Genomic DNA, 26,338 nt, shown 5'->3' on the forward strand with positions numbered 1-26,338 from the left:
GCTAAGCGAGCATGTGCCCGCTTAGCATCGTTGAAGGCGATCGTAAAGTCCAAGGCGCGAGGCCGAAAGACGCGATCAGAACTTGGTTGCCGCACCGAAACGGAAGACCTGCGTTTCGTCGTAGCTTGCCTTGGCCAAGGCGTAGGCAAAGTCTGCGCGAAGCGGACCGACCGGCGAGTTCCAAAGGATCGAGGCACCGACCGATGCCCGGATATCGTTGGAGTCGAAGGTCCCGGTGTAGGAGCCTGCACTGCTCGGATGGTTGGCGATATAGGACTGAGCAAATTTGCCAGCATCCGTCCCCCAGACCGAGCCTGCATCCGCGAACACCGCACCGCCGAAGCCGAGGTCGTCCGGAATGAAAGGCAGCGGGAAGCGGACTTCGGCCGTGGCCGCCCAGAAGTTCTTACCGCCGACCGGGTCGTCGGTATATTTATCACGCGGGCCGAGACCAGCCGTCGCGAAGCCGCGGATCGTCTCGCCACCCTTGAAGAAGCTGTCCACGATGCGGACGTTCTGATCGTCCCAGCCGGTAATATTACCGCCGATGGCGCGACCGACAAAGGTGATCTGCTTCGTGATCGGATAGTAGCCGCGACCCTCTGCGACGGAGCGGATGTAGTTCACGTCGCCGCCGACACCGGCAACATCCTGCGCGAAGGAGAAGTAGAAGCCTCGCGAGGGGTTCTTGCGGTTGTTGCGGGTGTCGTAGATCAGCGAGTAACCGACCGACGAGATCACCGAGGTTCCTTCGATCTGCTTCACCGCGAGCGACGAGCCATCCGACACATCGTAAACTTCATCCGACATGAGCGTGTAGTTCGTGTTGAGCCACAGGCTGTCGATGAGCGCGAAGCCGAACCGCACACTGCCGCCGATCTTGAGATCCGCATAGCCCGCGTCCGTATAGGAGGACGAGGTGTAGTCCGAGTTGCGAGCGAATGCGTCGAGACCGAACGAGAGGTTCCGATCGAGGAAGCGCGGTTCCGTCCAGCTCACTTCCGCGCCGCCGCTGACCTGGCTGCCCGTGACCTTGATCTGGAGATATTGCCCCGTGCCGAGAAGGTTGCGCTCGGTATAGGACACCTCGCCGAGGATACCTTCAGCCGAGGAGTAGCCCGCCGCGAAGGAAAGCTCGCCGGTGGACTGTTCTTCGACCGCGACCGTCAGCACCACACGATCCGGCGCGGAACCCGGCTCGCGGTTGACCTTCACATCCTTGAAGAACCCAAGGGCGAGGAGACGCTGGCGAGCCTGATCGACCATGATCTTGTTGTAGGCGTCGCCTTCAGCCACGCGGAACTCACGCCGGATGACGTAATCTTCGGTGCGGTAGTTGCCGACGACGTTGATGCGCTCGATGTAGACGCGCGGACCCTGCTCCACCACGTAGGTCACGGTGATGGTGCGGTTGACCGGATCGCGATCGATACGGGGGCGAACCTGACCGAAGGCGAATCCCTGCTCTGCGACGGCGACCGTCAAACGCTCGGCGGTGCGGTCCACGAGCTCGGCGTTATAAACGTCGCCCGGCTTGGTCAGGAGATTGCCGCGAACCGTGTCGACGGCGAAAGCGGGGAGTGTGGATTCGACGTCCACGCCGCCGAAGAAATATTGCTGCCCCTCGTCGATGGTGAACGTCAGGAAGAAGCCTTTCCCCTCCTGGTCCACGTCAGCCACGGCCGAGACGACACGGAAATCGGCATAACCGTTCTTGAGGTAGTAGCGGCGCAGAAGCTCGCGATCGAGATTGAAGCGATCGGGATCATAGACGGAAGTCGGCTTCAGGAAGTCGAGGAAGCTCGACTCGGTCGTCGTGATGACGCCGCGCAGCTCCGTGTCCGAGAACGACTGATTGCCGATGAAGTTGATGCCGACGACCTTCGTCTCCGGCCCTTCGCGAATTTCGAATACGAGGTCTATGCGGTTGTTGTCGAGTTCGATGATCTGCGCATCGACCTGGGTCGCGTAATAGCCCTGACGACGATAGACGTCGAGAATGCGCTGAACGTCCGCCTGCACCTTGGCCCGCGTATACATGGTGCGGGCCTTGAGCTGCACCTCGCCCGTGAGCGTGTCGCTCTTGACTTCGGTGTTGCCCTCGAAAGCGACGCGATTGATCAGCGGGTTTTCAACAACCGCGATAACCACCGAGCTCCCCTGAGGGGTGATCCGGACGTCCTGGAAAAGACCAGTAGCAAAAAGTGCGCGCAGGCTTTCGTCGGCCTTGTAAGCGTCATAGCGCTGGCCCGCCGTGAAGGTCAGGTAGGACTTGACGGTTTCCGGCTCGATGCGGCGATTGCCCACGACCTTTATGTCGCGGACGACGCCACCTCCCTGGGCGAACACTTCCGTTGAATAGATCGCGCCGGCCGTGACGGTCACCGTCATCGCGGCCGCGAGTAGTACGAGGGTCATGCAGACCCCACGGATTATGCTCGAGCGAAGCATCTGTTTTGTTGCCCCTATTACGCCGGATCCCCACCACAGCAGTTCAATTTGCCAGAGACTAGCAATTTGTGACGCCACGGTGGCTTGTCCCCCACCAATCAGTCTGTTTACGAACCGCCTGTTGCCCCCCGGCATCAGAACGGCCAGACCCACCACTCCCTTAAGAAGACGCTAACGACGGCACACGCTTTCCACCTGCGGTGCAGGCGTTGGGCCGCGTGTGATGTCGGCTATGTTATTCCACGTCACGAAAATCATTAACATGATAAGCAAAGTGAATCCAAATTGAAAACCGATTTCCTGAGCCCTCTGGCTCAATGGGCGCCCGAGTATGGCTTCCGCGCCATAGAACAAAAGGTGGCCGCCATCCAGCACGGGGATCGGGAACAGGTTGAACAGTCCGACGCTGATGGAAATGAACGCAATCAACGGGATAAGATTGACGAAGCTGTCTGAGGCAAAGGTTTTCGCGACCTCCGCGATCTTCACCGGACCACCGAGCGTGCTCGCGCAGGCGTTGCCCTTAAAAAGCTGTCCAAAAAACTGGAACGGGCCCTCGATGATGCGCCATGTGCGCTCCACGCCGATACCCACCGACTGCGCGATGCCGACACTTTCGACTCGGGAGTCCTCGCGCCGCGATCCTCCCAACACGCCGAGCCGCCCGACGCAGTCGTTTTCGGTAAGCTCGGGTATCGCGGTAAGGGCCATGACGCGGCCCCCGCGCTCCACCTCTATGTCGAGCGGCGACCGCGCATTCAACTTCACGTAGTAGCTGAAATCCTCGAAACTTTTGACCGGCCGTCCGCCAATCGAAAGGATCTTGTCCCCGGCTTCGAGGCCCGCCTTCGCGGCAGGCGTGTTCGGCTCGACGCAAACGATTCGCGCTTCCTGGTAGCTGATGCCGTTCGCGAGCGCCAGACCGGCGAAGATCGCGATGCCGAGCGCGAAATTCGCAAAGGGTCCGGCGAGCACAATGAGCGTGCGCCGCCAGAGGTCCGCGGTGTGGAAGTTGCCCTTGCGCTCTTCCGGCGTCAGTTTGGCGATATCTTCGGCCGAGGCGACGCTCGACGCGTTTTCATCGCCCTTGAACTTCACATATCCGCCGAGCGGAACCCAGGCGAGCCGCCAGCGTATCCCGCTCCTGTCGACGAAGCCCGCGATCTCGGGGCCGAAGCCGACCGAGAAGGTTTCCACCTTCACGCCGAGCGCCCGCGCCGCGAGAAAGTGCCCCAGTTCGTGAATGATCACCACGACGCCGAGCACGAGAAGGAACGGCACCGTCCAGAGGAAGAACTGCCCGAACGCCGAGGATAAATCCGAGAGAATCATAGGGGCCCTTACAGCGAGGAGGCGAAAAACGACGCGTGAGCTGCCTTATCGCTTTCGGAGCTTGCCGCGACCTGCAGCTTGAACAGAAGGCATATAAGGTGCTCGATGGACTGCTTAAATATGCGGAGCCGCCGCTTCCGTGGCGGTGACGGCGGGGCGAACGGCGCCGAGCGCCGACCGGGCGATATCGCGGGCACGCTCATCGATATGAGTGACGGCGTCGAGACTATCCGGCAGCACGCCCGCAAGCGCGGATGCCGCCTTGTCGAGCGTGCGCTCGACGGCCTCGGCGATGCCGGGGAAGGAAATCTGGCGGTTGAGGAAGGCTTCCACCGCCACCTCGTTGGCTGCATTGAGAACGGTCGGCGTGTTGCCGCCCGACTTCAGCACTTCCTTTGCGAGGCGAAGCGCGGGAAAGCGCGTTTCGTCCGGCTTCTCGAAGGTGAGCGTGGCAGCTTCGGCGAGGTCGAGCCGCTTGATGGTCTCCGCCTTGAGCCGCTGCGGCCAGGCAAGGCTCAGCGCGATGGGCGTGCGCATGTCGGGCAGGCTCGCCTGCGCGATTACGGAGCCATCGGTGTAGTAGACGAGCGCGTGGATGATCGACTGCGGATGCACGACGGCATCGAGCTGGTCGGCGCCCACCTTGAAAAGGTGGAACGCCTCGATGATTTCGAGCCCCTTGTTCATGAGCGTGGCGCTGTCGATTGTGATTTTCTGTCCCATCGTCCAGTTCGGATGCTTCAGCGCATCCTCGACGCGCGCCGCCGCGATCTGCTCTTTCGTCCAGGTGCGGAACGGGCCGCCGGACGCCGTGAGCACGATCTTTTCGACGTGGCGGCCATCCTGTTCGTCGAGCGACTGAAATACGGCCGAATGTTCCGAATCGACCGGAAGCAGCGTCGTCCCGTAACGCTCGCGCTCGTTCATGAAGTAGGCGCCGGCGCAGACGAGACATTCCTTGTTGGCGAGTGCCACCGTCCTGCCCTGCTTCAAAGCGGCCAGCGTGGGGGCGAGGCCCGCATAGCCTACGATGGAAGCCATGACGACATCGGCGTCGCGGGCTCCTGCGTCGACCACAGCCGACCTGCCAGCGCCGCATTCGATCCCCGTTCCGGCAAGCAAGTCGCGCAGTTCCGCTCCTGCGCTCTCCTCGGCGATCGCCGCGAACTTCGCCTTGAACTGCACGGCGAGGCTCGCCAGCTTCTTCGCGTTGCGGTTCGCCGAAAGCGCCACGACTTCAAACTGGTCGGGGTTCTGCGCGAGGAGGTCGCAGGTGCTGTCGCCGATTGTACCGGTTGCGCCCAGCACGCTGACGCGCTTTCTGACGCCCGCTCCATTCGATTTGTGTGCCTGCCCGTTCTTGGTCATTTATGCCTCACCAGATCAACAGCGCGCGTCCCGGCTTCAACGGATCGGCCGCCGCGGCGATAAGGCCAGCGCCCATCGCCGCGAAAACAAGACCGTCCAGGCGGTCGAGAACGCCGCCATGCCCGGGGATCAACCCGCTCGAATTCTTTACGCCGAAGGCGCGTTTGATGAACGACTCGCCGAGATCGCCGCCCATCGAGATGATCGCGAGCACCACGCTGAGCCCAGCCATGATCTCGACGGATGTATGCTCGAACCAGAGCGCGAAGAGTACGCCCGCAACGCCGGCCGTGACGGCGCCGCCGATGAAGCCCGACCACGTCTTGTTGGGCGAGATAGTGGGCGCAAGTTTCGGACCGCCGAAAAACCTGCCGACGAAGAAGGCGCCCGTGTCCGCGGACCAGACGACCAGAAACAGATAGATGATGGCGTGAAAGCCGTAATCCGGGTCCTGCCGGATCGCGATGAGCGCGATGGCGGGAAAACCCGCGTAGTAGACACCGGCAGCTGACCACCAGGGATCGCTCGTGAGTTCGCTGTTCTTGTGGACGCGAAACACGATCCAGGTTGCCGCAACGATGATGGCTATGGCCAGCACCCGCTCCCCGATCAGCGTCGCGTAGCCAGCGGCGATGATGGCTACCGACTGAATGACGAAGATGCGATCGATGTTGGATCCGCGCACGACGCGGCCCCATTCCCAGCTCATCAACGTCGCCGCGAAGAGGATCAACCCTGCAAACGTCGTTGTCCCGGCGTACGTCAACGCCAAGGTCAGGACGACCATGACCAAGGCCGAATTGATTCTGAGAACCAGCTCTGAACTGAGAGGTTTGACCATCATCCTTCGCCCGTTCTGGCGGCTGCGAGGTGCGCGAGGGCGCTATCCTGCAAGGCCGCCGAAACGGCGTTCACGCTGCTGGTAAGACGCGATCGCGCTTTCTAACGTCTGTCTTGTAAAGTCCGGCCAGAAATTATCAACGAATAAAAACTCGGAGTAGGCACACTGCCACAGGAGAAAGTTTGAAATCCGCTGTTCGCCGCTCGTCCGGATCAGGAGATCGGGATCTGGGATTCCGGCGGTATCGAACTGTTTGGCTAACATCTCCTGCGTGATATCGGCGGGGTCGATTTCGCCGGCTTTGGCCCGCTCCGCGAGACGCTTCGCCGCACGCACGATCTCATCGCGCGCGCCGTAATTGAAGGCGATGATGAGTTCCATCCCGGTGTTGCCGGATGTCAGCGCCATTGCATCGCGGAACATGGCGTTGAGGTCGGGCGGCACACCTTCCTCCGAGCCGATGACGCGTATCTTGATGTTGTTCTGGTGGATTTCCGCGAGATCGCGGCGGATGAACCGGCGCAGAAGCCCCATGAGGTAAGTCACTTCCAGCGGCGGGCGCTTCCAGTTCTCCGACGAAAAGCTGAACAGCGTCAGATAGGAAATCCCGAGTTCGGCAGCCGCGCGCACGCATTCGCGCGTGCTTTCCACCCCTCGGCGATGCCCCTCGGAGCGCGGCAGACCGCGCTGAGCCGCCCACCGGCCGTTTCCATCCATGATGATGGCGATATGCTTCGGAGACGGGCGCTCGTTTCCGTCGGTCAGAGCCTGTTCACGCAATCTCACTTCGAGCACCCATGATTACCGAGGCAATTTGCCGCTAAACCCGACAGGCTCTTGCGCTTCAGGCTCCGTCGGCGGGCACCGGAGGTTACGCGCCGGAACCTGCGCCGGGCTGAATCGACGAACCTCAAACCTGCAAGATTTCCTGCTCTTTCGTCGCGAGCAATGCATCGATTTCCTTGATGGTCTTGTCGGTCAGATCCTGCACCTTGGCGGAAGACTTGCCGCTCTCGTCTTCGCTGATCTTGCCGTCTTTTTCGAGCTTCTTGATCTGGTCCATGCCATCCTTGCGGACGTTGCGCACGGCAACGCGTGTCGTCTCGGCATACTTCTTCGCGATCTTCACGAGTTCCTGGCGGCGCTCCTGGTTCAGCTCCGGGATCGGGAGGCGCAGCGTCAGCCCGTCGACAACGGGATTGAGGCCGAGGTTCGACTCGCGGATTGCCTTCTCCACACCGTGAAGGTTGCTCTTGTCCCATACCTGCACCGTGATGAGGCGCGGTTCCGGCGCGTTGACCGCAGCCACCTGCTGGATGGGCATCTTTGCGCCGTAAGACGTCTGAACCATGATCGGATCGAGCAGCGTCGTGCTCGCGCGCCCCGTACGAAGGCCGCCGAATTCGCTTTTCAGCGAAGCGACCGAGCTCTTCATGCGCTTCTCGATTTCCTTGATGTCGAAATTGCCGGTAGCCATTTCCATCCCCTTCGAGTCTTGAGGCTGTGTTTCTTTAGGCCCTGATTTATGCGTCCGCGTCGGTTCCGACAACGCTGCAAAGGGCCTCACCGCGCATTACCTTGCCGATTGCGCCTTGTTCGTGAAGCGAGAATACCACGACGGGAATCGCGTTGTCGCGGGCAAGCGCGATCGCCGCTGCGTCCATCACCTTGAGATCCCGGGCCAATACGTCCGAAAAGGTCAGCCGGTCGTAGCGTTCGGCATGCGGGTCTTTCTTCGGATCGGCGGAATAGATGCCGTCCACCTGCGTCGCCTTGAGCAGCGAATCGCAATCGAGTTCGGCGGCGCGAAGCGCTGCCGTCGTGTCGGTCGTGAAATACGGATTTCCAGTGCCGCCCGCGAGCACGACGACCTTGCCCGCCTCAAGATCGGCGAGCGCCTCATCGCGTGAAAAGGTCGCGCAGATTGTTGGCACCGGAAGCCCGGAGTAGATCGTGGCGGGCTGCCCGATGCGAACCAGCGTCTGCTGCAAAGCGACGCCGTTCATGACCGTGGCAAGCATGCCCATGAAGTCGGCCTTCACGCGGTCGATGCCTTTCGCGGAGCCCGCGAGGCCGCGATAGATATTTCCGCCGCCGACGACGAGCGCAATGCGCTTGCCACTCCTGGCCACTTGGGCGATATCGCGCGCAATAGCGTCGAGCGCCTGCGGGTCGATGCCGTAATGTCCGCTGCCCATAAGCGCCTCGCCCGAAATCTTGATGAGCGGGCGGGTAAAAGGAAGGTGCGCCATGGGCTTTTCCTTGAGGCTGCGGGAAGTGCGGACGGCAGAGGTTGCCGCCCGCCATATCGGTCTGCCGTTATTGGTTTGCAGCGGCCGCCGCCACTTCCGCCGCGAAGTCGCCCTTCTCGGTGACGATGCCCTCGCCGAGTTCGAAGCGAACGAAGCCCGCAACCGTGATCGGCGCTCCCGCTTCCTTCTCGGCTTCCTTCACCGCCTTCTCAACGGTGAGGTCGGGATTGATCACGAAAGCCTGCTTCAGGAGAACGACCTCCTGATAGAACTTGCGGATGCGTCCTTCGATCATCTGCGCGATGACCTTCTCGGGCTTGCCGCTTTCCCTCGCCTGCTCGGTGAAGATCGCGCGTTCGCGCTCCACCACTTCCGGGTCGACTTCCTCATCCTTCAGCGCGAGCGGGTTCGTCGCCGCGACATGCATCGCGATCTGACGGCCGATCTCGGCGAGCTTCTCCGCGTTGCCCGTCGATTCGAGCGCGACGAGCACGCCGATCTTGCCGAGGCCCGGAGCCGCCTGGTTGTGGACGTAGGTCGCAACCACGCCATCGTTCACCGACAACGCAGCCGTGCGGCGCAGCGAGATGTTCTCGCCGATGGTGGCCACGAGTTCCTTGAGATGGTCGGTGACGGAAGCCGTCTTGCCCGGATAGATGGCGGCGCCGAGCTTCTCGACATCGCCGCCAGCCTTGAGCGCGAGCTTGCCCACTTCGGCCACGACTTTCTGGAACTCGGGATTGCGCGCCACGAAGTCGGTTTCGGAGTTGACTTCGACCAGGGCGCCGGACTTTGCGTCGGACGCCACGCCGATCAGACCCTCGGCAGCCACACGGTCCGCCTTCTTCGCGGCCTTGGACAGACCTTTCGCGCGAAGCCAATCGACGGCTGCTTCCATGTCGCCGTTCGATTCCGAAAGCGCCGTCTTGCAGTCCATCATACCCGCGCCGGTCTTCTCGCGGAGATCCTTCACCAATGCGGCAGTAATCGCAGCCATTCTCTACCTCGTTTCGTTGAGCCGGAGCGCGCTCGCGCGCGCTCCGGCTTAATGTCCTAGCTCGTCAGTTCGCGCGCCTGATCGACCCAATCGCCCTTCGCGATCTGGCCGTTGCCATGCAGCAGGCGGTCGATCTCGTCCAGATTGTCCTGCGTGAACGCCGCAACCTGCCAGAAATGGAAGATGCCGCGCTCGTTGAGCTTCTTCTCGTGCGCCTTGGTGATGCCGCGCACCTTCTTGAGGTCGTCCTTCTCACCCTGCGGCTCGGCCAGACCTTCAAGCGTGGTTTCCGCGTCGTCTTCCTTCTTGGCGACGGTCGCATGCGCGCCGTTCTTGCCGTTCGTCGCGGGCACTTCGTCAAGCGCTACTTCAGCGACGTCTTCCGCTTCGCCGATGTCGATGCCCGAAACGCCCTGAGCGCGCTCGATGCCGTCGATCGCCGCGCGCGAAATCAGATCGCAATACAGCGTGATGGCGCGGCCCGCGTCGTCGTTGCCCGGGATCGGATAGGTGACGCCGTCCGGGTTCGAGTTCGAGTCGATCACCGCGATGACCGGGATCTTGAGCTTCTTCGCTTCCTGGATCGCGATCGATTCCTTGTTCGTGTCGATCACGAACAGAAGATCGGGCACGCCGCCCATGTCCTTGATGCCGCCGAGTTCCTGCTCAAGCCTGTCGCGCTCGCGCGTGAGGTTCAGAAGCTCTTTCTTGGTGAAGCCCTGACCTTCGCCCGACACGAGATCGTCGAGGTAGCGAAGCCGCTTGATCGAATTCGTGATCGTCTTCCAGTTGGTCAGCATGCCGCCGAGCCAGCGGTGGTTGACGTAATATTGCGCGCTGCGCTTCGCCGCGTCCGCGACGGCGTCCGACGCCTGCCGCTTCGTGCCGACGAACAGAATACGCCCGCCCTGAGCCACCACGTCGCTCGCCGCGACGACCGCCTGATGCAGCAGCGGCACGGTCTTCGACAGGTCGATGATGTGGATCTTGTTGCGCGTGCCGAACAGGTAGTCCGACATCTTCGGGTTCCAGCGGTGCGTCTGGTGGCCGAAATGCACGCCAGCTTCGAGGAGCTGGCGCATCGTGAATTGGGGAAGCGTCATGGTATGTCCTTCGTCCGGTTGAGCCTCCGCGGGGCGTGTGGATGGCGATGCCATCACCGGAATGCCAAAAAGGGCCGCTTGAACGGCCCTGACATGATCCCCGCGTGCGAGATGCGCTTTGTATAGGGGGCGACGGCGCGATTTGCAAGAGCGGGGTTAACGCGCCGTCGCTTCGGCGCCCCCCTTTACCCCACCTGCAACACGCCCGGCAGCGTCTTCAGCGTGGCGAGCTGGCGCGCGGAAATCGAGAAATTGTCGCCGAGCTTGAACTCCACGGCCTTTTGCGCTTCGGGGATCTGCACCACGAGATTCACCTGGATGCCGCCCTCGCGGCCGAGATGCTTCACGAGTTCGGCCACCTGCAGGCGCTCCGTGGCGGTGATGGAAAGCTGCTTCGTGGTCTTGCCGAGCACGTCGTCCAGTGCCTGCACGGCCTGCACGCGCACCTTGATCGCCTCGCCGTCGGCCTCACCCTCCACATGGACGAGCACGTTCTTGCCCGCTTCGAGCTTGTCGCCCGCCACATTCAGCGTGTCGGAGAAGATGACGGCTTCGAATTGGCCGGTCGGATCGGAGAAGCCCGCAAACGCGAAGCGGTTGCCGGACTTGGCCTTGCGGTCCTGCCGATAGGTGACGGTTGCCGCAAGCCGCGACTCCGCGCGGCCATGCGCCTGCACGCGCGCTGAAAAATCGCTCCATTTCAGCACGTTCATGCGGGCGAGCTGGTCGGTGAAATCGTCGAGCGGGTGGCCGGAGAGGTAGAAGCCCGCCGCGCCAAGCTCGTTTTCGAGCTTTTCCACGAGGCTCCATTCGGGCGCGTCCGCGAGGTCGAGGCGCGGCGCGGGGCCGCCCGCGATCCCGCCGCCGAACATGTCCACCTGCCCGCGCGCGCGATCTTCGGCGGCCTTTGCGCCAAACTCCACGAGCCGGTCGAGGTTCTTCGCCACCTTCGCGCGGTTCGGCTCCATGTCCGAAAAAGCGCCCGCCGCGTTCAGCGTCTCGATGGCGCGCTTGTTCACCGCCTTCGGGTTGATGCGGAGCATGAAGTCGGCGAGATCGAGAAATGGCTTGTCGCCACGTTCCTCCACGATGTGAGCTGCCGCTGCGTGCCCCATATTCTTGAGGGCGGCGAGGGCGTAGCGAATGGCGTCGTCGCCCTCGGGTTCGAACTCGACCGCCGACCTGTTGACCGAGGGCGGCAGGATCGCAAGGCCGTTTTGCCGGGCCTCGCGCGTGAAGCCGTAGATCTTGTCCGTGTTCGCCATGTCGAGCGTCATCGAGGCGGCGATGAACTCCTGCGGGTGGTTCGCCTTCAGGTACGCCGTCTGATAGGCAATCAGCGCATAAGCTGCCGCATGGCTCTTGTTGAAGCCGTAGCCCGCGAACTTCGCCACAAGCTCGAAGATGTAGCGCGCGCGGGCCTCGGGAATGTCCTTCTCCAGCGCGCCCTTCACGAAGCGCGCGCCTTGCGCGTCCATCTCCGCCTTGATCTTCTTGCCCATGGCGCGGCGGAGCAGGTCGGCTTCGCCGAGGCTGTAGCCCGACAGCACCTGCGCGAGCTGCATCACCTGTTCCTGATAGATGATGACGCCGTAGGTCTCTTCGAGGATGGGCTGCGCGAGCGGATGCAGATAGTCCGGCACCTCGATGCCGTGCTTGCGGTTGACGTAGGTCTCGATGTTGTCCATCGGGCCGGGGCGGTAGAGCGCCACCATGGCGATGATGTCGCCGAAGCGGTCGGGCTTCAGCTTGCGCAATGCCTCGCGCATGCCCGTACTTTCGAGCTGGAACACGCCGCCCGTATCGCCCTTCGCCAGCATTTCATAGGTCGGCCGGTCGTCGAGCGGCAGATGGCCGAGGTCGATGGGTCTGCCCGCCTTCTCCAGCAGCGCGCACGCCTTCTGCAAGACGGTCAGCGTCTTCAGGCCGAGGAAGTCGAATTTCACGAGCCCCGCCTGCTCCACCCACTTCATGTTGAACTGGGTGACGAGCATGTCGGACTTCGGATCGCGATAAAGCGGCACAAGCTCCACGAGGTCGCGGTCGCCGATTACCACGCCCGCCGCGTGCGTCGATGCGTGGCGATAGAGCCCTTCGAGCTTCTGCGCGGTGTCGAGAAGCTGGGCGACGATTTCCTCGCCGTCGCGCGCTTCCTGAAGCTTCGGCTCGCCCTCGATGGCCTCCGCGAGCGTGACCGGGTTTGCCGGGTTGTTCGGCACGAGCTTGCAGAGCCGGTCCACCTGCCCGTAGGGCATTTGCAGCACGCGGCCCACGTCGCGAAGCACAGCGCGCGCCTGAAGCTTTCCGTAGGTGATGATCTGCGCAACGCGGTTCGCTCCGTATTTCCCGCGCACATACTGGATCACCTCGTCGCGACGATCCTGGCAGAAGTCGATGTCGAAGTCCGGCATCGACACGCGTTCCGGGTTGAGGAAGCGCTCGAACAGGAGGCCGAAGCGGATCGGGTCGAGATCGGTGATGGTGAGCGACCACGCGACGACCGAACCCGCGCCCGAGCCGCGCCCCGGCCCAACGGGGATGCCGTGCGCCTTCGCCCATTTGATGAAGTCGGACACGATCAGGAAGTAGCCGGGAAACTTCATGCGCGTGATGACGTCGAGTTCGAATTCGAGGCGCTTCTCGTAATCCTCGACGCTCGCCGCGCGCTGGTTTTCCGGGATGACGGCGAGGCGGCGCGCGAGCCCCTCCTGCGCCTGCTTGCGAAGCTCCGCGGCTTCGGCCTCGTGCGTGTCCTCGCTGCCGACGACGAATTGCGGCAGGATCGGCTTTCTCGGGCGCGGGCGAAAGGCGCAGCGCTGCGCAATCTCGATGGTGTTCGCCACCGCCTCGGGCAGATCCGCGAACAGCTTCACCATGTCGGCTTGCGGCTTCAGCCAGTGATCGGGCGAGAGGCGGCGGCGATCGTCCTCGGCGACGTAGCGCCCCTCGGCAATGCAAAGCAGCGCGTCGTGCGCCTCGAAAACCCCGCGCTTCGGGAAATAGGCTTCATTGGTGGCGACGAGCGGCACGCCATTGTCATAGGCCCAGCGCAGCAGCTGCGGCTCCACCGCGCGCTCGCGCGCGAGCCCGTGGCGCTGGATTTCGACATAGAAACGGTCGCCGAACGACTCCGCGAGCGCCGCAAGACGCGCTTCCGCGACGGCTGCGTTTCCGGCAGCGAAAGCGCGATCCGCCGGGCCGTCGGGGCCGCCTGACAGGGCGATCAGGCCGCGCGCATGTTCCGCGAGAAAATCGAGTTCGACATGCGGCTTCGAGCCGTCGCCGGAATCGAGAAACGCCTGGCTGGACAAACGCATGAGGTTGCCGTAGCCCTCCGCGTCCTTCGCGAGCACAACGACAGTGCCCGTGTTCGCGGCGGGGCGCGCACCGGGGCGCGGCGTCTCGTCGGCGGGTGCGGGAAAGGCGAGAGTCAGCGCGCAACCGATGATCGGCTGGATGCCCTCCCCCGCCATGTATTCGGAGAATTCGAGCGCACCGAAAAGATTGTTGCGGTCGGTGATGGCGAGCGCGGGCTGTCCGTCGGCGACGGCGGCCTTGATGAGCGCCTTGACCGGCAGCGCGCCTTCGAGCAGCGAATAGGCGGAATGGACGTGGAGGTGGATGAATCCCGGTTTTGTCATAAGCCTCGCCCCTCCCTTCTTCCGCAAACGACCGTAATGGCCGAATCGTCTCCGTCGGCGGAACCATTGGCCGCGAAAGCGGATCGAGATTCAAGTCGCTTACGAATATACGGCAATCCAGCGGCACTTGCGGGGAAAACTCTTCCCGCCGATGGGCGGGACAGACGGAAAAGCCCAGGCGGAGGCGACGCCGTCCGATGATGCCGGCTTTCGCCTGATCCCTACCGCAAAGCGATGTCCCGGCGGCAGAAGCCCTCCGGCCAATCGATGGCGTCGACGGCGGCATAGGCGCGAGCGCGCGCCTCCGCGACATCGCGGCCTACCGCACTCACATTGAGCACGCGCCCGCCATTGGCGAGAACCTTGCCATCGTTCCCGCGCTTCGTCCCGGCGTGGAAAACGGTCACGCCCGGAAGCGCAGCCGCCGCGTCCAGCCCGCGAATGACGCTGCCCTTCTCGTAATCGCCGGGGTAGCCCTTTGCGGCCAGCACGACGGTGACAGCCGTGTCGTCGCTCCATTCCGGCGCCACGCTGGAAAGATCGCCCTTCGCGGCGGCATGGAGCAACGGCAGGAGATCGGACTTCAGCCGAAGCATCAGCACCTGACATTCGGGATCGCCGAAGCGGACATTGTATTCGATAAGTTTCGGGCCATCCGCCGTGATCATCAGCCCGGCGTATAGCACCCCCTGAAACGGCGTCCCGCGCGCAGCCATCGCTTCGAGCGTCGGCGTCACGATCTCGCGCATGACGCGCTCTTCGAGCGCAGGCGTCATCTGCGGGGCGGGCGAGATAACGCCCATGCCGCCGGTGTTCGGCCCCTCGTCGCCGTCGAATGCGCGCTTGTGGTCCTTGCCGCTCCCGAACGGCACGGCGCGCGTGCCGTCGCAGATCGCGAAAAAGCTCGCTTCCTCGCCGACAAGTTTTTCCTCGATGACGACGGACGAACCGCCCTCGCCGAATGCGCCGTCAAAACACGACGCGATCGCGGCTTCAGCCTCGGCGAGCGTCTCGCATACGGTCACGCCCTTGCCGGCCGCAAGCCCGTCCGCCTTCACGACGAGCGGCGCACCCTTTGCGCGCGCATACGCCATCGCTTCCTCGCGGCTCACGAAATGGCCGTAGGCGGCTGTCGGAATGGCGCGCTCGTCGCAAACGGCCTTGGTGAAGGATTTCGACGCCTCAAGCTGCGAGGCGGCTGCGGACGGGCCGAAAACCGACAATCCGGCGGCGCGGAGATAATCCGCGAGCCCCGCCACCAAAGGTGCTTCCGGGCCGACGACCACAAGGCCGATGGCCGCCTCACGGCAGAATTCGGCGACCTGCGCGAAATCGTCAGGGTTCGTCGGCCCCTGCTCCGCGATTTGCGCGATCCCCGCGTTGCCGGGCGAGCAATAAAGCGTGCCGAGCGCCGGGCTCTGCCTGAGCTTCCACGCCAGCGCATGTTCGCGGCCACCGCCGCCAATGAGAAGAACGTTCATGCACGCTTCTTAGCAACGAAATTGCCCCGCGTTAACAGCGAAAAAGCCTTCCGGGCACGCGCCGTTCGAGGCCCTCGCGAGCGACGCGTGTCAGATGTCTTTAGAATATAGTTGGACACTTCGATAGCATAACGCCACGCTCAAGAAGCTTACAGCCATCCGAAGATATAGCCGAGTATGATAAGCGGGATCGGGATTCCGATTGCCCAAAGCATAACCCCCTTCATTTTTCTACCTCCTATTGCTTCATATGTCAGTAGAACACTCGGCTGCAAACCGCCGTTCCTTTCCACAGGCAGGAACTTCACGGCGTAATGAGCGTTTGAGAAGGACCATCATCAAACGGAGGACACGACCATGAAGTGTATGACCACGGCGGCTGCTGCAGTGCTCTTGCTTGCAACCGCCGCTCAGGCTCAGCAAACCCCGCAGGTTCAGCAGTCGTCGCCCCCCGGCAATGCGGGGTCCAGCCTCGGGACGCGCGGCCCCGGAGATCCCGCCGCCATGCGCGCGGAAGAGTCGAACCGCGCCAGCCGTGACCGAATGGCCCAGACAAATCAGGGTCAGATGGGCACAGAGGGCCAGGTCCGCGATACGATTCGAAGCGGCACAGGCGCGCCAGGCGCGTCGGAGCGCTTCCGCCAGACGCAAGGCGCCGATCAGTGGCTCGTTGGCAATCTCTGGAACAAGCGTGTCTACAATTCCAATGGTGAATCTATCGGCGACCTGAATGATCTCGTGATCGACAAGGATGGTCGCATCGCGGCGGTCGTGGTCGGAGTCGGGGGCTTCCTTGGCCTCGGCGAGAAAAACGTCGCGGTGGATTACAACCATCTGCGGCAGAATGGCGGCATCACGCCAGACCGCGTCACCATCAACATGACGAAGGACGACCTGAACAACGCACCCAATTTCCAGCGCCAGGGTTCAGGAAGCGGCATGATGGGCGACAGACGATAATGATCGGCGGGAGAGGGGGCTTGATAGCCCTCTCTTTTCGTAACAGCAGCCGGAACCGAGAAATATTCACCTCAGAAAAGGACATCCCGTCATGCCGATGGCGAAAAACCTGAACGAACTGTTCTATGCAACGCTTCAGGACATCTATCACGGCGAAAAGCAGATCCTGAAAGCGCTCCCAAAGATGGCAAAAAACGCCACCACGCCGGAACTCAAGAAGGCATTCCAGCTTCACCTCGACCAGACGCAGGGCCAAGTGGAGCGGCTGCAGCAGGTGTTCGAAATGCTCGACAAGTCCGCGCGCGGGAAGACCTGCGAAGCAATCGAAGGGCTTGTCGAAGAAGGCCAGGAAGTCATGAGCGAGACCGAGCCGGGAGAAGTGATGGACGCCGGTCTGATCGCGGCTGCGCAGGCTGTCGAGCATTACGAGATCGCCCGATACGGAACCTTGTGTGCGTGGGCCGAGCAGCTTGGCATGCCCGAGGCTGCAAAGCTGCTCCAGCAGACCCTCAAGGAAGAGAAGGAGACGGATGCGCTCCTGAATAAGATGGCCATGGGTGGCATCAATCGAAGCGCGGCCTGAGCAGCTTCCTCGAAATTTTGTCGCAAGGCGGGTTCTGCCATGGACCCGCCTTACTTTTTGTGGAGGTGGCCCATCGTGGGCGAGCAGGCCCGTTCTGCGATGGAGGCGGCGGTGGACGGACTTCGGGGAAGCGCTTGGGCAGCGGCACGCGCCGTGGTCGCGGCGGTCGCGTTTGCGGGGGCCGCATGACGGATGCTCCACCGTGGGGCTCGGCCTGGCCCGATCTTTCGGGCCGCGTGCTTGCCGAAGGCCACGTGCTGCCGGTGCGCGTCTATTTCGAGGACACGGATTTTTCCGGCGCATCCTATCATGCGAGCTACCTGCGCTGGTGCGAGCGGGGCCGCTCCGACTTCCTGCGCCTTCTCGGCGTGCATCACAACAAGCTGGCGGACGGCTCGCTAACGGGGGAACCGTCGGTGTTCGCCGTGCGCCGTCTCAAGGCCGAATTCCTGCGCGCAGCCCGCATCGACGACGAGCTTGAGGTGCACACGGCCTACGGCTCCTTCACCAAGGCGACCATCACGCTCACGCAGCACATTGTGCGCGGAAGCGAGCGCGTATTCGAGCTTGAAGTGCAATGCGTACTGCTGTCGATGACGGGGCGCGTGCTGCGCCTGCCGCCCGCGCTGGTGGATATGCTGACGCGCGGTTAGGACCAGCGGCGCGAATTTGACATTTGAGGCCCGGTGACTGCGAGCTCTCGCTCAAATGTCAAATTCAAAAGCTCCACTCAAATCATGATGTTGCTAGTGGTCCTTTCGATCCGACATTTGATCGCAAGCGTGCTGCAAACGGATGCAAATGTCGGAATCGGACTACTAGCGCGCCTTCACGAGCCGGATCAGCACGTCGATACGGGCGACCTTCATGCCTTCCGGCAACTTGGGAACCGTCACGGTTACTTCGTTGTCGGGCTCAAGGTCGACGAGGCGGCCTTCCTCCTCGAAGTAGAAGTGCTGATGGTCTGAAATCTTGGTGTGGAAATAGTTCTTCGACCCCTCGATCGCGACTTCACGCAGCAGCCCGCATTCGGTGAGCTGTTTCAGCGTGTTGTAAACGGTGGCAAGCGACACCGCCATCTTGTTGGCGACGGCTTCCGCGTGCAGTTCCTCCGCTGTCACGTGGCGATCTCTCTCCTTGAACAGGAGCTTGGCGAGATCAATTCGCTGCCGCGTGGGGCGAAGGCCCGCATCGCGAAGTTTCGCTTCGATACGGCAGGTCGCGTCCCTGCTGTCCGCAACCCGCGCTTCTTCCGGCAGATACACCGCACCCTCCCCTATCGAAACCTGGCGCCAAGCCCTGCTTGCGCCGTCTCGTCCATCGCAGCAAAGCCCGAGGCTTCACGCGCTTTTTCCACTATCGCGGGCAATATTGCAAGAACACGAGCGACGTCTTCTGCCCCGCTGGTATGCGAAAATGAAAAGCGGATCGCCCCCAAAGCGGCGGCGTAAGGCATCTTCATGGCCCGCAGGACATGAGATGGCTCCGTAGAGCCGGCAGCACAAGCGGAACCGGACGACGCTGCTATTCCAGCCTTATCGAGTTCCAGAAGGATCACTTCACCCTCGGCGCGATCAAACACGATATTCGACGTGTTCGGAAGTCGATTCTCGGTATCGCCCGCAATAAACGTCGCATCTATGCGACCAAGTGCCGCGCGCTCGAAGCTGTCGCGAAGCTGCCTTACGCGATCGCCTTCGCCGGTCAGCAAACGCTTCAGCGCGAGGTCCGCAGCCTTGCCGAGCCCGACGATGCCCGGCGCATTCTCGGTCCCCGCGCGCCGTCCACGCTCCTGCTTGCCGCCGCGGATGAGTTGATGGAAGGCCACGCCCTTTTTCACGTAAAGCGCGCCGATCCCTTTCGGCCCGTGAAACTTGTGCGACGATAGTGAAAGCATGTCGACATCGGCGGCCTTCACGTCGATCGGGATGCGTCCGGCGGCCTGAACCGCGTCCGTGTGAAACAGCGCGCCCGCTTCGTGTGCGAGCCGCGCAAGCTCCGCGACCGGAAAGATCGTGCCGGTTTCGTTGTTCGCCCACATGATCGAGGCGATGGCCGTTTTCGGCCCGAGCGCGGCGCGATAGGCGTCGATATCGAGACGGCCTTTCCCGTCGACGCCGATCATGTGCACCACGATGCCGCGATGGCGCTGGAGATGCTGCACAAGCGCGAGGATCGCCGGATGCTCGACGGCAGATGTCACGATCTCGTTGCGGCCGCTCTGCGTTTCGAGCGCCGACAGAAGTGCCGTATTGTCCGATTCGGTGCCGCCCGAGGTGAAGACGATCTCGTGGCTTTGGGCAGCGCCGATCAGAGCGCGCACCTGCTTGCGCGCTCGATTGATCGCCGCGCCCACTTCCTTGCCGAAGCCGTGGATGGAAGATGCGTTGCCGAAATGCTCGGTGAAGAAGGGAAGCATCTCAGCCAGCACAGCCGGATCGAGCCGGGTGGTGGCGTTATTGTCCAGATAGACCGGATGCATAAGTCCCTTCTTTCGGTTTTAGTGGGCACCCATCGCGGGAATGAGCCGCACCGGATAGCCGAGCTTCGCGATGATCTTGGCCTGAATGCCGTGCACGGTGACCGACGCAAGCTGACAGCCGACGCACGCGCCTGTCATGCGTACTTTCACGAAATTGCCCGAGACTTCGAGAAGTTCGCAGTCGCCGCCGTCGCGCTTCAGGTGCGGGCGCAGCTCTTCGATGGTTTCGCGGATGATACGCAGTTTCGTTTCTTCGGCCGTTTCCACGGGGGCATCGCACTCGACGGTTTCGGCGCGTTCCAAGACTTCGAACATTGTTTGTTTTCCCTCTGTCAGCCGAACGATTTACCGCAGGAACAGCTCGACGTCGCCTTCGGATTGTCGAAGGTGAAGCCCGAGCTTTGCACGCTGGTCACGAAATCGACGGTGGTGCCTTCGAGCATCCCGACGCTGTCGCGATCCACGAAGAGTTTTACGCCGCGCTCTTCAACGACGATGTCGTCGGGGTTCGGATCGGCCACGAGCCCCATCAGATATTTGAAGCCCGCGCATCCCCCTGCGTCCACGGCGAGGCGCAACCCTTCGATCGGCGTGTTCGCGCCCTGGATGGCGGTGCGAACGGCGTTTGCTGCGGCTTCCGTAAGGTAGATCATGCGGCGGAGCCTTTCTGCTTGAACCTGCATTCGCTCAAGGCTGAAGCAACGCCCGTGCCAATGCGGCAAGTGGCTGCACGGCTTGATAAATATCAAATTTAGAGCGGATCGAAGATGCGGTTTGTCGGATTCCCGACACGTCGCAAGCGGGACGCGCGGTTCAATGACCGGAGCGCGCTGCCCTGTGAGCGGCGGTCAAGCCGAGAAAGACCAGAATCGCGCGGTTGAGACGGAGAATGTCCTCGTCGGCGAGGTGTCTCGTAATCTTGTCGACCATGAGGCGGCAGCTCTGCCTGAGGCCGTTCATCTTGTCTGGCTCGACCGGCAGCCGGAACAACGGTGCTTCGGTTTCGTCGGAGGTGAAGGCGCAGATCGTTATTGAATCCGTGGCGTCGAAGGCGTCTTCCTGAATGATGACGGCGGGGCGGGGCTTGCCCGCGTAATCCTTACCGCCCGACACGGTCCAGATTTCCCCGCGCCTCATTCGTTCGGCCAGTCGGAAACTGAATCGATGAAAGCCTGGTCGTCAGCCGCGCTGCCGCTTCGCGCAACAACCGCCGACTGGCGATGAGCTTCTCTCTTGAAGGTTGGCGTCCTTGTATCCGGAACCCAGATCTGTATCGGTCTGAGGCCGAGCGCCCGCAGTCGTGCGCGATGTTCGCGCACCTTGATGCGCGACGACCTAGGCTTTGGAGATAGCGGCATGTCCATGGTCCGGTTACATGTAACCTATCATATTGGCTGACAGGTGCAATTGCGAGCCTCACAAGCATTTGTCTTTCGTGACCGCACGCTTGAGGCCAAGAATGCGCGCCGCAGGGCGAAGCTTTCTTGCGCGATTTCACGTCGTCGCGGGCGACAACATCATGCTACATTCGGTCGGAACGCGGCGATTCATTACCACCCCGGATGAGTGACCGCGCTACAGAATGCCACAAGCGGAATGGCGGCGAACCGCCATCGTCTTTGGAAACGTTCATGCGGCGAGATGATTTTTTCGGCTTTCCGTCTCGGCCCCACGGGTTGTCTCGTGATATTCGGCTGCGGAGCGGCTAAGCTTGGCCGGAACCATTGACTGAGGTTGACAGCATGACCAACGAAGCACCGACGATCGTCTGGACCAGGACCGATGAATCCCCGGCGCTTGCGAGCTATTCGCTCCTGCCCATCGTCCAGGCGTTCACGAAAACAGCCGGTGTTTCGGTCGTCGAGAAGGACATTTCGCTCGCGGGCCGCATCATCGCGACGTTCCCCGAGAACCTGACGCCCGCACAGCGCCAGCCCGACGCGCTCGCCGAACTCGGCGCTCTCGCGAAAAAGCCGGAAGCGAACATCATCAAGCTGCCGAACATCTCGGCCTCGCTCCCGCAGCTCAAGGCGGCGATCAAGGAGCTTCAGGGACAGGGCTACGATCTGCCCGATTATCCCGAGGAGCCGAAGACCGAGGCGGAGAGAGAAATCAAGGCGCGCTATGCGAAGGTGCTCGGCTCGGCCGTGAACCCCGTTCTGCGCGAAGGCAATTCTGATCGCCGCTCCGCTCCATCGGTGAAGCAATACGCGAAGAACCATCCGCACAAGATGGGGGCGTGGAAGGCCAGTTCGAAGACGAACGTTGCGCATATGGCGGGCGGCGACTTCTACGGCAGCGAAAAGTCCATCACCCTGCCGACAGATGGCAGCTTCATGATCGAGTTCTTCGGTGAGGATGGCCACACACATGTCCTGAAGCAGAAAGTGCGCTACAAGGCGGGCGAGATCGTCGACGCCGCCTTCATCAGCCGCGACGCATTGCGCGCCTTCTACGCGGACGCCATCGAGGCGGCGAAGGCGGAGGGCGTGCTGCTGTCGCTGCACCTGAAGGCCACGATGATGAAGGTGTCGGACCCGATCATGTTCGGCCATGCGGTTTCGGTCTACTTCAAGGACGTGTTCGACAGGCACGCCGAAACCTTCAAGAATATCGGCGTCAATCCGAACAACGGCCTCGGCGATCTCTACGCGAAGCTGGGCAAGCTCCCGGAAGACAAGCGCGCCGAGATCGAAGCCGATATCAAGGCCGTTTATGCGAAGCGTCCGCAGCTTGCGATGGTGAATTCCGACAAGGGCATCACCAACCTGCATGTGCCGAACGACGTGATCGTTGACGCCTCCATGCCCGCGATGATCCGCGAAGGCGGCAAGATGTGGGACGCGGAAGGCAAGACAGCCGACACGCTCGCGATGATCCCCGACCGCTGTTACGCGACGATCTATCAGGTGATGATCGACGACTGCAAGGAACACGGCCAGTTCGATCCGAAGACCATGGGCAGCGTGTCGAATATCGGGCTCATGGCGCAGCAGGCCGAGGAATACGGCAGCCACGACAAGACGTTCGAAATCACCGAAGGCCACGGCAAGGTGCGCGCCATCGACGAGGACGGTAACGTGCTCCTCGAACAGGAGGTGCAGCACGGCGACATCTTCCGCATGTGTCAGGTGAAGGATGCGCCTATTCAGGACTGGGTGAAGCTCGCGGTCAATCGCGCCCGCGCCACCGGCACGCCGGCGATCTTCTGGCTCGATCCGAAGCGCGGGCACGACGCGCAGGTCATCGCGAAGGTCGGGCGCTACCTCAAGGACCACAACACCGGCGGCCTCGACATCCGCATCCTCTCGCCTGACGACGCGATGCGCTTCACGCTCGCGCGCATCCGCAGGGGCGAGGACACGATTTCCGTCACCGGCAACGTGCTGCGCGACTATCTGACCGACCTGTTCCCCATCCTCGAACTCGGCACGTCCGCGAAGATGCTCTCCATCGTGCCGCTGATGGATGGCGGCGGGCTGTTCGAAACGGGCGCCGGCGGCTCTGCTCCGCGCCATATCCAGCAGTTCCAAGAAGATGGCTATCTGCGCTGGGATTCGCTCGGCGAATATCTCGCGCTCGGCGTCTCGCTCGAACATCTCGGCCAGACCTACAGGAACGAGAAGGCGGAAGTTCTGGCGGAGACGCTCGATAAGGCAACCGCGAAGGTGCTTGAGAACGACAAGGGCCCCGCACGCAAGATCGGCGGCATCGACAATCGCGGCAGCCACTTCTATCTCGCGCTTTACTGGGCGCAGGCGCTGGCCGAGCAGACGAAGGACGCGGAATTGCAGGCGCTGTTCGCTCCGATCGCCGAGACGCTGACTGAGAACGAAGCGAAGATCGTGGGCGAACTCGCCGCGGCGCAGGGGCGCCCGGCCGATCTCGGCGGCTATTATCGCCCGGACTTCGCGAAAGCCTCGGCGGCCATGCGTCCGAGCGCGACCTTGAACGCGGCGCTGGAGAGCCTTCGCTAGACAGCGGCACATGCGCACGCGGTCTGTTTTTACGCGAGTTTCAGGGAAGGGACGTTCGCCTCCCCTGAAACGATTCCAGTGTCGCTTGCCTCATGACGCCGCTTGCCTCAAAAAGACAACGCGCCGCCGCCGACCTCCAAGGACTACACCATGCTTGAAGCCTACCGTGCCCACGCCGCCGAACGCGCCGCGCTCGGCATTCCCGCGCTGCCGCTCAGTCGCCAGCAGACGGAAGACCTCGTCGCGCTGTTGCGCAATCCGCCTGCGGGCGAGGAAGCGTTTCTTGTCGATCTCATAACGTACCGCGTCCCGGCGGGCGTGGACGATGCGGCGAAGGCGAAGGCGGCGTTCCTCTCCGCCATCGCGAGGGGCGAGGAAGCGAACGCGCTTATTTCGCGCGCGCGGGCTACTGAGCTTCTCGGAACCATGCTCGGCGGCTTCAACGTCAAGCCTCTGATCGAGCTTCTCGACGACGCCGAAGTCGGCGCGGTCGCCGCCGATGGCCTCAAAAAGACGCTGCTCGTGTTCGACTATTTCCACGACGTGAAGGAGCGCGCCGACGCGGGCAACGCCAACGCGAAAGCCGTGATCCAGAGCTGGGCGGACGCGGAGTGGTTCACGTCGCGCCCCGAAGTGCCCGCATCGCTCACCGTCACCGTGTTCAAGGTGAATGGCGAGACGAACACGGACGACCTGTCGCCCGCGCCGGACGCCTCAACGCGCCCCGACATCCCCCTCCACGCGCTCGCCATGCTGAAGAACCCGCGCCCCGGCATCGAACCGGACGAACCCGGCGCACGCGGCCCCGTCAAGCAGCTTGCGGCGCTCATCGCCAAGGGGAACCCGGTTGCGTATGTCGGCGACGTGGTCGGCACCGGCTCTTCGCGCAAATCGGCGACGAACTCGGTTCTGTGGTTCACGGGCGAAGATATTCCCTACGTGCCGAACAAGCGCTTTGGCGGCGTCTGCCTCGGCACGAAGATTGCGCCCATTTTCTACAACACGATGGAAGACGCGGGCGCGCTGCCGATCGAACTCGACGCATCGAAGATGGACATGGGCGATGTGGTCGAGCTTCGCCCCTATGAAGGCAAGGCGCTGAAAAACGGCGAAGTCATTGCGGAATTCAAGGTGAAGTCCGAGGTGATCTTCGACGAGGTGCGCGCGGGCGGCCGCATCCCGCTCATCATCGGGCGCGGGCTCACCGCGAAGGCGCGCGAGGCGCTCGGGCTTCCGGCATCGACGCTGTTCCGGCTACCCGCCGTGCCGCACGACACCGGCAAGGGCTTCACGCTCGCCCAGAAGATCGTCGGCCGCGCCTGCGGTCTGCCGGAAGGCAAGGGCATTCGCCCCGGCACCTATTGCGAGCCGAAGATGACGACGGTCGGCAGTCAGGACACCACCGGCCCGATGACGCGCGACGAGTTGAAGGATCTCGCCTGCCTCGGCTTCTCCGCCGATCTCGTCATGCAGTCCTTCTGCCACACGGCGGCCTATCCGAAGCCGGTCGACGTGACGACGCACCGCGAATTGCCGGGCTTCATCGCCACGCGCGGCGGCGTATCCCTGCGGCCCGGCGACGGCGTCATCCATTCGTGGCTGAACCGCCTGCTTCTGCCCGACACGGTCGGCACCGGCGGCGACAGCCATACGCGCTTTCCGATCGGCATCTCTTTCCCGGCGGGCTCGGGCCTCGTGGCGTTCGCTGCGGCGACGGGCGTCATGCCGCTCGACATGCCGGAAAGCGTGCTCGTACGCTTCAAGGGCAAGCTGCAGCCCGGCATCACGCTTCGCGACCTCGTGAATGCGATCCCGCTGGCGGCAATCAAGGCCGGTGCGCTCACTGTCGAGAAGAAGGGCAAGAAGAACGTCTTCAACGGTCGCATCCTCGAAATCGAGGGGCTGCCGGATCTGAAGGTGGAACAGGCGTTCGAGCTGACCGACGCATCGGCGGAGCGATCGGCGGCGGCATGTACCGTGCGGCTCAACAAGGAGCCGATCATCGAATACATGCGCTCGAACATCGCGCTGATGCGGTGGATGATCGCGAACGGCTATGAGGACGCCCGCAGCCTCGCGCGCCGCATCGCCGCGATGGAAGCGTGGATCGCCGCGCCGCACCTGATCGAGCCGGACGCGGACGCGGACTACGCCGCCGTGTTCGAGATCGACCTTGCCACCATCAAGGAACCGATCCTCGCCTGTCCGAACGACCCGGACGACGTCAAGACGCTGTCCGAGGTGGCGGGCGACACCATCGACGAGGTGTTCATCGGCTCGTGCATGACGAACATCGGCCACTTCCGCGCGGCGGGGAAGATCCTCGCGGGCAAGTCCGACATCCCGACACGGCTGTGGATCGCGCCCCCGACCAAGATGGACGCACGCATCCTGACGGAAGAGGGCTATTATTCAGTGCTCGGCAAGTCCGGCGCGCGGATGGAAATGCCCGGCTGCTCGCTCTGCATGGGCAATCAGGCACAGATCCGCAAAGGCTCGACGGCACTTTCCACCTCGACGCGCAACTTCCCCAACCGGCTCGGCATCGACACGCGGGTCTATCTCTCGTCGGCGGAGCTTGCTGCGGTGGGCGCGCTTCTCGGACGCATCCCGACGCTGGCGGAATATCTGGAGCACGTCGAGGCCGTGAACAAAGCCTCGGGTGACGTCTACCGCTACATGAATTTCGACCAGATCCCGGAGTTTGCCGACGCGGGTAAGGCGGCGGCTTGACGGCGCACGACATGATCATGAAGCCCCGCGCTGCGGGGCTTTTTTGATCGATTCGCACTTTGCACGCGCTCGATGTGACGCGCGGTCGCCATCACCTCAAGCAGCGCGCGGTCGAACGGAATAATCGAATGGCCCTG

The 26,338-nt window shown here is 62.7% G+C and carries 22 protein-coding genes; 5 read left to right on the forward strand and 17 right to left on the reverse strand.

Features of this window, described 5'->3' with window-relative positions; translation table 11 throughout:
- Positions 1 to 75: 75 nt before the first annotated feature.
- The 11 genes from bamA to purD all read right to left on the reverse strand — a co-directional run bounded on the left by bamA (position 76) and on the right by purD (position 15,466).
- Positions 76 to 2,418 (reverse strand): outer membrane protein assembly factor BamA, encoded by a 2,343-nt coding sequence (gene bamA, locus EK416_RS08095; RefSeq protein WP_127077000.1) that lies wholly within the window; start codon positions 2,416 to 2,418, stop codon positions 76 to 78.
- A gap of 204 nt (positions 2,419 to 2,622) precedes the next feature.
- Positions 2,623 to 3,783 (reverse strand): RIP metalloprotease RseP, encoded by a 1,161-nt coding sequence (rseP, locus tag EK416_RS08100; protein WP_127077001.1) that lies wholly within the window; start codon positions 3,781 to 3,783, stop codon positions 2,623 to 2,625.
- 114 nt (positions 3,784 to 3,897) lie between these two features.
- The gene (gene dxr, locus EK416_RS08105) at positions 3,898 to 5,151 is read right to left on the reverse strand and encodes a 1-deoxy-D-xylulose-5-phosphate reductoisomerase (RefSeq protein WP_127077002.1); all 1,254 of its coding nucleotides are present in this window, start codon (positions 5,149 to 5,151) and stop codon (positions 3,898 to 3,900) included.
- Positions 5,152 to 5,158: 7 nt separating this feature from the next.
- Complete coding sequence (locus EK416_RS08110) at positions 5,159 to 5,995, reverse strand: phosphatidate cytidylyltransferase (RefSeq protein WP_127077003.1); 837 nt, start codon at positions 5,993 to 5,995, stop codon at positions 5,159 to 5,161.
- A gap of 39 nt (positions 5,996 to 6,034) precedes the next feature.
- Positions 6,035 to 6,757 (reverse strand): isoprenyl transferase, encoded by a 723-nt coding sequence (locus EK416_RS08115; protein ID WP_281023880.1) that lies wholly within the window; start codon positions 6,755 to 6,757, stop codon positions 6,035 to 6,037.
- Between the two features lie 145 nt (positions 6,758 to 6,902).
- Complete coding sequence (gene frr, locus EK416_RS08120) at positions 6,903 to 7,469, reverse strand: ribosome recycling factor (RefSeq protein WP_127077004.1); 567 nt, start codon at positions 7,467 to 7,469, stop codon at positions 6,903 to 6,905.
- A 46-nt stretch (positions 7,470 to 7,515) separates the two neighbouring features.
- Positions 7,516 to 8,244, reverse strand: coding sequence for a UMP kinase (gene pyrH, locus EK416_RS08125; protein ID WP_127077005.1), 729 nt, complete (start codon positions 8,242 to 8,244; stop codon positions 7,516 to 7,518).
- A 67-nt stretch (positions 8,245 to 8,311) separates the two neighbouring features.
- Positions 8,312 to 9,241 carry a translation elongation factor Ts gene (gene tsf / locus EK416_RS08130; protein WP_127077006.1) on the reverse strand — a complete coding sequence of 310 codons (930 nt, stop codon included), beginning with the start codon at positions 9,239 to 9,241 and terminating at the stop codon, positions 8,312 to 8,314.
- A 56-nt stretch (positions 9,242 to 9,297) separates the two neighbouring features.
- Entirely contained in the window at positions 9,298 to 10,344 is a 1,047-nt protein-coding gene (locus tag EK416_RS08135) for a 30S ribosomal protein S2 (RefSeq protein ID WP_127077007.1), read from the reverse strand.
- Positions 10,345 to 10,529: 185 nt separating this feature from the next.
- On the reverse strand, positions 10,530 to 13,985 hold the full coding sequence (gene dnaE / locus EK416_RS08140) for a DNA polymerase III subunit alpha (RefSeq protein ID WP_127077008.1): 3,456 nt from the start codon (positions 13,983 to 13,985) through the stop codon (positions 10,530 to 10,532).
- A 221-nt stretch (positions 13,986 to 14,206) separates the two neighbouring features.
- Positions 14,207 to 15,466, reverse strand: coding sequence for a phosphoribosylamine--glycine ligase (purD, locus tag EK416_RS08145; RefSeq protein WP_127077009.1), 1,260 nt, complete (start codon positions 15,464 to 15,466; stop codon positions 14,207 to 14,209).
- A gap of 357 nt (positions 15,467 to 15,823) precedes the next feature.
- On the opposite strand from purD, the gene EK416_RS08150 reads away from it, so the two are divergent.
- The 3 genes from EK416_RS08150 to EK416_RS08160 all read left to right on the forward strand — a co-directional run bounded on the left by EK416_RS08150 (position 15,824) and on the right by EK416_RS08160 (position 17,662).
- Entirely contained in the window at positions 15,824 to 16,426 is a 603-nt protein-coding gene (locus tag EK416_RS08150) for a PRC-barrel domain-containing protein (protein ID WP_245433990.1), read from the forward strand.
- Between the two features lie 91 nt (positions 16,427 to 16,517).
- Positions 16,518 to 17,009, forward strand: a complete 492-nt coding sequence (locus EK416_RS08155; RefSeq protein ID WP_127077010.1) for a YciE/YciF ferroxidase family protein — start codon at positions 16,518 to 16,520, stop codon at positions 17,007 to 17,009.
- A 185-nt stretch (positions 17,010 to 17,194) separates the two neighbouring features.
- Positions 17,195 to 17,662, forward strand: coding sequence for a YbgC/FadM family acyl-CoA thioesterase (locus tag EK416_RS08160; RefSeq protein ID WP_127077011.1), 468 nt, complete (start codon positions 17,195 to 17,197; stop codon positions 17,660 to 17,662).
- Positions 17,663 to 17,827: 165 nt separating this feature from the next.
- Here the strand turns inward: EK416_RS08160 and irrA are convergent, their stop codons facing one another.
- The 6 genes from irrA to EK416_RS08190 form a co-directional block, all read right to left on the reverse strand.
- On the reverse strand, positions 17,828 to 18,274 hold the full coding sequence (gene irrA / locus EK416_RS08165) for an iron response transcriptional regulator IrrA (RefSeq protein WP_127077012.1): 447 nt from the start codon (positions 18,272 to 18,274) through the stop codon (positions 17,828 to 17,830).
- Between the two features lie 11 nt (positions 18,275 to 18,285).
- Positions 18,286 to 19,491 (reverse strand): cysteine desulfurase NifS, encoded by a 1,206-nt coding sequence (nifS, locus tag EK416_RS08170; RefSeq protein ID WP_127077013.1) that lies wholly within the window; start codon positions 19,489 to 19,491, stop codon positions 18,286 to 18,288.
- 18 nt (positions 19,492 to 19,509) lie between these two features.
- Positions 19,510 to 19,806 (reverse strand): NifU family protein, encoded by a 297-nt coding sequence (locus tag EK416_RS08175; protein WP_127077014.1) that lies wholly within the window; start codon positions 19,804 to 19,806, stop codon positions 19,510 to 19,512.
- Positions 19,807 to 19,823: 17 nt separating this feature from the next.
- Positions 19,824 to 20,144 carry a HesB/IscA family protein gene (locus tag EK416_RS08180; RefSeq protein ID WP_127077015.1) on the reverse strand — a complete coding sequence of 107 codons (321 nt, stop codon included), beginning with the start codon at positions 20,142 to 20,144 and terminating at the stop codon, positions 19,824 to 19,826.
- Between the two features lie 160 nt (positions 20,145 to 20,304).
- The gene (locus EK416_RS08185; protein WP_127077016.1) at positions 20,305 to 20,628 is read right to left on the reverse strand and encodes a type II toxin-antitoxin system PemK/MazF family toxin; all 324 of its coding nucleotides are present in this window, start codon (positions 20,626 to 20,628) and stop codon (positions 20,305 to 20,307) included.
- Complete coding sequence (locus EK416_RS08190; protein ID WP_342634629.1) at positions 20,625 to 20,855, reverse strand: antitoxin MazE family protein; 231 nt, start codon at positions 20,853 to 20,855, stop codon at positions 20,625 to 20,627. The genes EK416_RS08185 and EK416_RS08190 overlap by 4 nt, the downstream gene beginning before the upstream one ends.
- A gap of 378 nt (positions 20,856 to 21,233) precedes the next feature.
- Here EK416_RS08190 and EK416_RS08195 point away from each other — a divergent pair, with 378 nt between their 5' ends.
- On the forward strand, positions 21,234 to 23,468 hold the full coding sequence (locus tag EK416_RS08195; RefSeq protein WP_127077018.1) for an NADP-dependent isocitrate dehydrogenase: 2,235 nt from the start codon (positions 21,234 to 21,236) through the stop codon (positions 23,466 to 23,468).
- 102 nt (positions 23,469 to 23,570) lie between these two features.
- Positions 23,571 to 26,201: a bifunctional aconitate hydratase 2/2-methylisocitrate dehydratase gene (gene acnB, locus EK416_RS08200; RefSeq protein ID WP_245433991.1), complete on the forward strand. Its 2,631-nt coding sequence runs from the start codon at positions 23,571 to 23,573 to the stop codon at positions 26,199 to 26,201.
- Positions 26,202 to 26,338 lie beyond the last annotated feature (137 nt).

This window comes from Rhodomicrobium lacus, from assembly GCF_003992725.1.
Taxonomy (GTDB): Bacteria; Pseudomonadota; Alphaproteobacteria; order Rhizobiales; family Rhodomicrobiaceae; genus Rhodomicrobium; species Rhodomicrobium lacus.

What these genes read in the sequence shown, in the direction of transcription:
- rseP (WP_127077001.1), bottom strand. Translation starts at nt 3,783, where the DNA reads ATGATTCTCTCGGATTTATCCTCGGCGTTCGGGCAGTTCTTCCTCTGG.
- frr (WP_127077004.1), bottom strand. Translation starts at nt 7,469, where the DNA reads ATGGCTACCGGCAATTTCGACATCAAGGAAATCGAGAAGCGCATGAAG.
- dxr (WP_127077002.1), bottom strand. Translation starts at nt 5,151, where the DNA reads ATGACCAAGAACGGGCAGGCACACAAATCGAATGGAGCGGGCGTCAGA.
- EK416_RS08175 (WP_127077014.1), bottom strand. Translation starts at nt 19,806, where the DNA reads ATGTTCGAAGTCTTGGAACGCGCCGAAACCGTCGAGTGCGATGCCCCC.
- EK416_RS08195 (WP_127077018.1), top strand. Translation starts at nt 21,234, where the DNA reads ATGACCAACGAAGCACCGACGATCGTCTGGACCAGGACCGATGAATCC.
- EK416_RS08185 (WP_127077016.1), bottom strand. Translation starts at nt 20,628, where the DNA reads ATGAGGCGCGGGGAAATCTGGACCGTGTCGGGCGGTAAGGATTACGCG.
- EK416_RS08150 (WP_245433990.1), top strand. Translation starts at nt 15,824, where the DNA reads ATGAAGTGTATGACCACGGCGGCTGCTGCAGTGCTCTTGCTTGCAACC.
- EK416_RS08180 (WP_127077015.1), bottom strand. Translation starts at nt 20,144, where the DNA reads ATGATCTACCTTACGGAAGCCGCAGCAAACGCCGTTCGCACCGCCATC.
- EK416_RS08160 (WP_127077011.1), top strand. Translation starts at nt 17,195, where the DNA reads ATGACGGATGCTCCACCGTGGGGCTCGGCCTGGCCCGATCTTTCGGGC.
- EK416_RS08110 (WP_127077003.1), bottom strand. Translation starts at nt 5,995, where the DNA reads ATGATGGTCAAACCTCTCAGTTCAGAGCTGGTTCTCAGAATCAATTCG.
- pyrH (WP_127077005.1), bottom strand. Translation starts at nt 8,244, where the DNA reads ATGGCGCACCTTCCTTTTACCCGCCCGCTCATCAAGATTTCGGGCGAG.
- EK416_RS08155 (WP_127077010.1), top strand. Translation starts at nt 16,518, where the DNA reads ATGCCGATGGCGAAAAACCTGAACGAACTGTTCTATGCAACGCTTCAG.
- bamA (WP_127077000.1), bottom strand. Translation starts at nt 2,418, where the DNA reads ATGACCCTCGTACTACTCGCGGCCGCGATGACGGTGACCGTCACGGCC.
- nifS (WP_127077013.1), bottom strand. Translation starts at nt 19,491, where the DNA reads ATGCATCCGGTCTATCTGGACAATAACGCCACCACCCGGCTCGATCCG.
- purD (WP_127077009.1), bottom strand. Translation starts at nt 15,466, where the DNA reads ATGAACGTTCTTCTCATTGGCGGCGGTGGCCGCGAACATGCGCTGGCG.
- EK416_RS08135 (WP_127077007.1), bottom strand. Translation starts at nt 10,344, where the DNA reads ATGACGCTTCCCCAATTCACGATGCGCCAGCTCCTCGAAGCTGGCGTG.
- EK416_RS08190 (WP_342634629.1), bottom strand. Translation starts at nt 20,855, where the DNA reads ATGGACATGCCGCTATCTCCAAAGCCTAGGTCGTCGCGCATCAAGGTG.
- dnaE (WP_127077008.1), bottom strand. Translation starts at nt 13,985, where the DNA reads ATGACAAAACCGGGATTCATCCACCTCCACGTCCATTCCGCCTATTCG.
- tsf (WP_127077006.1), bottom strand. Translation starts at nt 9,241, where the DNA reads ATGGCTGCGATTACTGCCGCATTGGTGAAGGATCTCCGCGAGAAGACC.